Origin of the sequence: Nonomuraea rhizosphaerae, assembly GCF_019396405.1 — a bacterium.
GTDB lineage: Bacteria > Actinomycetota > Actinomycetes > Streptosporangiales > Streptosporangiaceae > Nonomuraea > Nonomuraea rhizosphaerae.
In genome coordinates, this window is the sequence record NZ_JAHKRL010000409.1 from 1 (window position 1) to 5,236 (window position 5,236).

At 72.5% G+C, this 5,236-nt stretch carries 7 protein-coding genes and 1 pseudogene; 5 read left to right on the plus strand and 3 right to left on the minus strand.

Features of this window, described 5'->3' with window-relative positions:
- The 3 genes from KME77_RS20915 to KME77_RS20925 form a co-directional block, all read left to right on the plus strand.
- On the plus strand, positions 1–1,046 hold a 1,046-nt coding region (locus KME77_RS20915; RefSeq protein WP_219470348.1), incomplete at its 5' end, for an ADP-ribosylation family protein.
- Positions 1,047–1,209: 163 nt separating this feature from the next.
- Entirely contained in the window at positions 1,210–1,506 is a 297-nt protein-coding gene (locus KME77_RS20920; protein ID WP_219470350.1) for a hypothetical protein, read from the plus strand.
- 66 nt (positions 1,507–1,572) lie between these two features.
- Positions 1,573–2,007, plus strand: a complete 435-nt coding sequence (locus tag KME77_RS20925; RefSeq protein WP_219470352.1) for a hypothetical protein — start codon at positions 1,573–1,575, stop codon at positions 2,005–2,007.
- A 132-nt stretch (positions 2,008–2,139) separates the two neighbouring features.
- Here the strand turns inward: KME77_RS20925 and KME77_RS20930 are convergent, their stop codons facing one another.
- On the minus strand, positions 2,140–2,757 hold the full coding sequence (locus KME77_RS20930; protein ID WP_219470355.1) for a TetR/AcrR family transcriptional regulator: 618 nt from the start codon (positions 2,755–2,757) through the stop codon (positions 2,140–2,142).
- 64 nt (positions 2,758–2,821) lie between these two features.
- Between KME77_RS20930 and KME77_RS20935 the strand changes: the two genes are divergently transcribed.
- Entirely contained in the window at positions 2,822–3,769 is a 948-nt protein-coding gene (locus KME77_RS20935) for an NAD(P)-dependent alcohol dehydrogenase (protein WP_246610359.1), read from the plus strand.
- Between the two features lie 139 nt (positions 3,770–3,908).
- Here KME77_RS20935 and KME77_RS20940 read toward each other — a convergent pair whose 3' ends face one another.
- On the minus strand, positions 3,909–4,430 hold the full coding sequence (locus tag KME77_RS20940; RefSeq protein WP_219470357.1) for a GNAT family N-acetyltransferase: 522 nt from the start codon (positions 4,428–4,430) through the stop codon (positions 3,909–3,911).
- Between the two features lie 8 nt (positions 4,431–4,438).
- Positions 4,439–4,936, minus strand: coding sequence for a MarR family winged helix-turn-helix transcriptional regulator (locus tag KME77_RS20945; protein WP_308250796.1), 498 nt, complete (start codon positions 4,934–4,936; stop codon positions 4,439–4,441).
- A 77-nt stretch (positions 4,937–5,013) separates the two neighbouring features.
- Here KME77_RS20945 and KME77_RS20950 point away from each other — a divergent pair.
- Positions 5,014–5,236, plus strand: a pseudogene (locus KME77_RS20950) (NAD(P)H dehydrogenase); the annotation flags it as partial.

A 5,236-nucleotide genomic window follows, 5' to 3' on the forward strand; every position in this document is an offset into this window, starting at 1 on the left:
GGGACTACGCCCTCTGGCGGTCGGCCCACCGGCCGCCGGATCCGGCGGTACGGCCGGCCGCCGAGTCGCGGCTGGCCCGGGACCGGCCCGTGATCGAGCGGCGGTTCGCCGGAGACTGGGGCATCGAGCTACCTGACTCGATCTTCCGGTACTGGTTGTTCCTGATGTCGCTCGGGCCGGTCGAACAGCGCGCGCTCGACGACACGGACCTGCGGCCGATCGGGATCATGGAGCTGTTCGACGACCCCGCGCGCCTGCCGCGTGAGGGCCTCGACGTCCGGGTGCACGGCCGCTACTACCGGGATCCGCCCGAGTTCCTGACCTTCATGCACGGCGGCACCGACGGGCTGCACTTCGGGCTCTGGTACGACGACGGCCGTACCTGCGCCGGTGTCGCGTCCTACTACAACAACGACGGCGGCGGCGTCGGCCTGCCGTCCGGCACTCCGCTGGAAGCGGTACGCGCGCGGATCGAATGGCGTCAGCGCGACCTCGACAGCGAGACCGGCCAGGACGAGCCGATCGCCGAGGACCTCGTGCGGGAGCGGTTCGGATTGCGGGCGCTGCGGGAGGTGCTGATGACCTTCGAGACCGGTGACCGGCCCGAGGAGGGCGACGCCTACCACGAGACCTACCGGGACGACGACGAGCTGCTGGAGGCCGGCGACCCGGACCGCTTCGAGACCCTGGACGGTGGCGGGGCCCTGGTCAGCGGTGAGCCGGTTGTCCCGCGCGGCCGGCAACGCCCCTACGACGGCTACGAGTGGTGCACCGACCTGCACAAACGACTGACCGGAGACCCTGAGGCGGTCGCCGCGTGGGTCACCGAGGCCCTGCGGCGCTGCGCCGCCGGGGACCCGGCCGGCGCCCTCACCCTCGGCCGTGACCTGCACTGGGCCAGTGGGGGAGACGCCGGACGGGAGCGTCAGGCGCACGAACTGCTCGTCGCGGCCTACCGGGCCCTCGGCCGGGACAGCCTCGCCGGGATCACCGGCGCGCACCACCGGCACCGCGACCTCCCCCAGGTGGGCGTGCTCCTTCCCTGAGCCACTCGCATGCCGCCGGTCCGCTGTAGTGTCGAGATCAAGTTCACGGGGCGGCGACGCCGCTCCGGTCCGGAGTGTCGTGCGCGAAGTCGGAGGTGATCACGGTGCGCCAGCTCTTATGACGGCCCCGGCCAGGGGCGTCACGGAGCCGGAAGGTGACCGTATGAGCAGGACCGACAAGACCCGGCCCAGGTGGGTGCGGATGGCCGACGCGCCGCCGGCGACCTGCGTACCCGTGCACGACCATCGGTTCGGGCCGTGCACTCTGCCGGAAGAGGTCACTCCCGACAGCGCGGACCGGCACAGGGACGGCTGCTACTGGGGCGTTCCCGGCTACCACGTGCTCGTCCACGAGACCAGGGGCGGGAACCGGGAGTGGTACCACTTGCGCCGTCAGGAGCGCCGCCGCAGCCGCCACCGGGCGCGCCGCGAACTGCGCGCCTACCGCGGCGAGAACTGACCGAAGGCGGGATCGCGGGGGCGGAAGACGTTCGGAGTGTCCGCATTGACTTGGCGCAGGTGGCTGTTGATCACGGCCGCAGTCCTGCCGGCGGTGGCCGGCGCCGTCGCCGCCCCCCTGCTCCTTGAGATCAAGGAGCACAGAAGCATCTGCGGCGCGCAGTACGACAGCGTCGAAGCGGCGCTGACGTCGTTCGACGTCCTGGACGCCGCTCCGGCCGGCGCCGTCGCGGCGGGCGGGCGCGACCGCGACTGCGGCGACACCGACGATCACCACGCCACCATCAGCCGCTCCTATCGCACCCCGCGCCAGGACGGCTCGCCCGGCGGGATCGAGTCCTTCTACCGGAACCTCGCTTTACGCAACGGCTGGAGGCTCCTTCCCGCCCAAGGGGAGTGCGTGGTCAAGGATGTCGAGAACACCCAGGTCAACCTGGTGGTCTGGGTCGACCCGCAGCGGCGGGACACCTACGAGGTGAGCGCGTCCACCTGGCCCTGCTGATGGCTCGCCACCACGCACGGTCACCTCGCACCTGACCCGGGCCGGAATCAGTTCTCGCCGCCGCCTGTTCGGCGTGGGCGTCCGGCTCGAGCACGTACGCGTCCCGCCCATGCCGTCGCGCGCCCGGTGAGGTCAGAGCAGGGCCGTGTCCAGCGGGATGACGGTGGGCGGGGGCAGCGCGGCGGCTCCCTCGGCCCGGAACGACTGCAGCAGGTAGGCCACGAGCCGGCGCGAGGCGTTCGCGGTCGCCTCGGGGCTGCCGGCCCGGATGCCGCCGTTGGCCAGCAGCACCAGCGGCAGGTCGGCCACGTCGAAGTCGCGGCGCAGCGCACCGGCGTCCTGGGCGCGTCGGATCAGCTCGGCGAACCCTTGCTCGGCCCGCTCACGCAGCGCGCAGAACTGCGCCGTGTCGGGGAAGGCCGACACGAACGCCGCGGAGAACCCCCGGTCGCGGGCCTGCATCGCGCACACCTCGGTGACCACCCGGCAGAACGCGCGCCACGGATCGGGGTCGGCCAGGGCGGCGTCCAGCATGCCCGCGCACTGGCTCATCTGCTCGGCGAACGCCTCGGCCACCAGGTCCTGCTTGGTCGGGAAGCGGCGATACAGCGTGGCGACGCCGAGACCGGCGCGGCGGGCGATCTCGCTCATCGGGACGCCCAGCCCCTCCGCCGCGAACGTGTCGCGGGCGACCTCCAGGATCCGGGCGCGGTTGGCGGCGGCATCGGTGCGCAAGCGAGGCGATGTCATCGTCACGTCTCTCACTTTAGGCCAAGTGGAGGACCTCGTCCGTTTCCGCTGGTAGAAGTGGAGCATGTCCTCCACTTCCATGCAGCTCGTGACCTTCGACCGGTACGGCCCTCCCGAGGTGCTGTCGGTGACCACCGGCCCCGTCCCGCGCCCCCGTCCCGGCGAGGTCCTGGTACGGGTGCGGGCGGTGTCGGTCAACGGCGGCGAGCTGGCGATGCGCGCCGGGCGGCTGCGCCCCTTCACCGGCAACCGCTTCCCCAAGCGCGTCGGCATCGACCTGGTCGGCGAGGTGGCCGAGCCCGGCGGCAGCAGGTTCGCGGCGGGCGACCTGGTGTGGGGGCTCACGGGGCGGCGGATGGGGTCGGCCGCGCAGTACGTCGCCGTCCGGGCCGACCGCCTCGACCACGTACCCGCCGGTCTCGACGCGGTACGGGCCGCCGCGCTGCCCGCCGGGACCACGGCGATCACCGCGCTGCGGGACAAGGCCGCGCTGGCGCCCGGCGAACGGCTGCTGGTACGAGGGGCCAGCGGCGGCGTCGGCCACGTCGCCGTACAGCTCGGCAAGGCGATGGGCGCGCACGTCACCGCCCTGGCCGGCGCCGCCAACCTGGACCTGGTCAAGGAGCTCGGCGCCGACGAGGCGATCGACTACCGCGCGCCCGGCCGGCTGGGCCGGTACGACGTCGTGCTCGACACGGTCGGCAGCGACCTGCCCGCCTTCCACCGGCTGCTCACCCCGCGCGGGCGGATGGTGGCGATCGCGTTCGACCTCGACCGTCCCGCCCGCTCACTGGGGTTCATCGCGGCGCACGCGGCGCGCCGTCGCCGCTGGGTCCGCTTCTTCAGCGGCAACCCGACCACTCCGCTGTTCGCCGAGCTGGGCCGCTGGGTGACGGCCGGGGCGATCCGCCCGCAGGTCGACCGGGTCTTCCCCCTGTCCGAGGTCGCCGCCGCACACCGGACGCTGGAACAGGGAGGGGTACGGGGCAAGATCGTCATCGAGTTCCCCTGAGCCGGTGACATGGGATTCCGTGCCGACAGCCCGCGACCGGCACGCCTTCCGCGCACCCGACCGGACGTTCCGGGTCGCCGGCGACAGCCACTGCAGACGCGGCGTCTACGACCTTCCCTGATCAACGCGGCACGGCCGTCTAGGGTCGTAAGGCCGCGCGCCACTCGTCCTCGATGATGCCGAACAGGTCGGAGTCCCGCCAGCCGTCACGGATCAGCGCGGTGTGGCGGTGCCGCCCCTCCCAGGTCATGCCGAGCTTGCCGAGCACCCGAGCCGATCCGGCGTTTCGCGGGTCGCAGGTGGCGTAGATCCGGTGCAGGCCGGCCTCCTCGAACCCCCGTCTGAGCAGCTCGTTCCCGATCGCGGTGCCCACCCCCTGGCCCCACCGGCGCGGGTGAACGACATAGGTGATCTCGCCTTGGCGTTGCTCTCGGCTCCGGACGTGCAACTCGCCCATGCCGACCACGTCGCCGTCGAGCCGCGCCACGTACGGGAAGCGTCTCTGAGGCGTCCGCGACCACGCCTCGACCGCGGCCGTCACGAACGCGCGGGTCTGCTCCTCGGTGTTCGGGCCCCAGGTCTGGAAGGCGCAGACCTCGGCCAGGCAGGCCCAGGAATGGACGGCCCGCCAGTCCGAGAACTCGATCTTGCTCAAGGTCACCGATCGCCTCACAGGCCGATCCTGCCAGCCGATCCGCGCTGGACCACGCTCCCGTCGCCCTGCGGGCGGCGGGAGCGCCGGGTGTCCACGTTGCCGGTCAAGGTCCTGAGGATGCCGGGCAGCTCGGCCACCGTCTCGGCGGGGAGGCCGGTCACCGTCTCCTCCGCCAGGGCGCACCACAGCTGCTTGACCTGGTCGGCCAGGGCCTTGCCGCTGTCGGTGAGCTCCACGACGCTGGCGCGCTTGTCGGAGGGGGCGGGGCTGCGGCGGATGTGGCCGCCGGCTTCGAGCTTGCGGGTCATGAGCGTGACGCTGGGCGGCTCGCAGCCGAGCGCCTCGCTGAGCTGGGACTGGATCGCCGGGCCGGTCCGCGCGAGTTCGAGCAGGAGCGCCTCCTGGCCGGTGTGCAGGCCGAGCGGAGCCAGCAGCGCGGCGGCCCTGGCCCGGTGGCGCAGGCTCAGCAGGCGGATGGCCTGGTTGATGGCGTCGGCTTGCTCGAAGTCCACGAGGCGCTCCTTGACAGATTAGTTATGCGCATAAATATTATGCGCATAACTAATCCTACGTCATCGAGGAGCCGGGCATGACCGTGAAGGTCGCCGTCATCTACTACAGCGCCACAGGCAGTGTTCACGCCCTCGCGCGGGCCGTCACCGAGGGCGCCGCCTCGGCCGGAGCCGACGTACGGCTGCGGCGGGTCGCCGAACTGGCGCCCGACAGCGCGATCGACCAGAACCCGTCGTGGCGGCGGCACGCCGACGCCGCCGGCTCGGTCACCGAGGCGTGGGTCCAGGACCTGGCCTGGG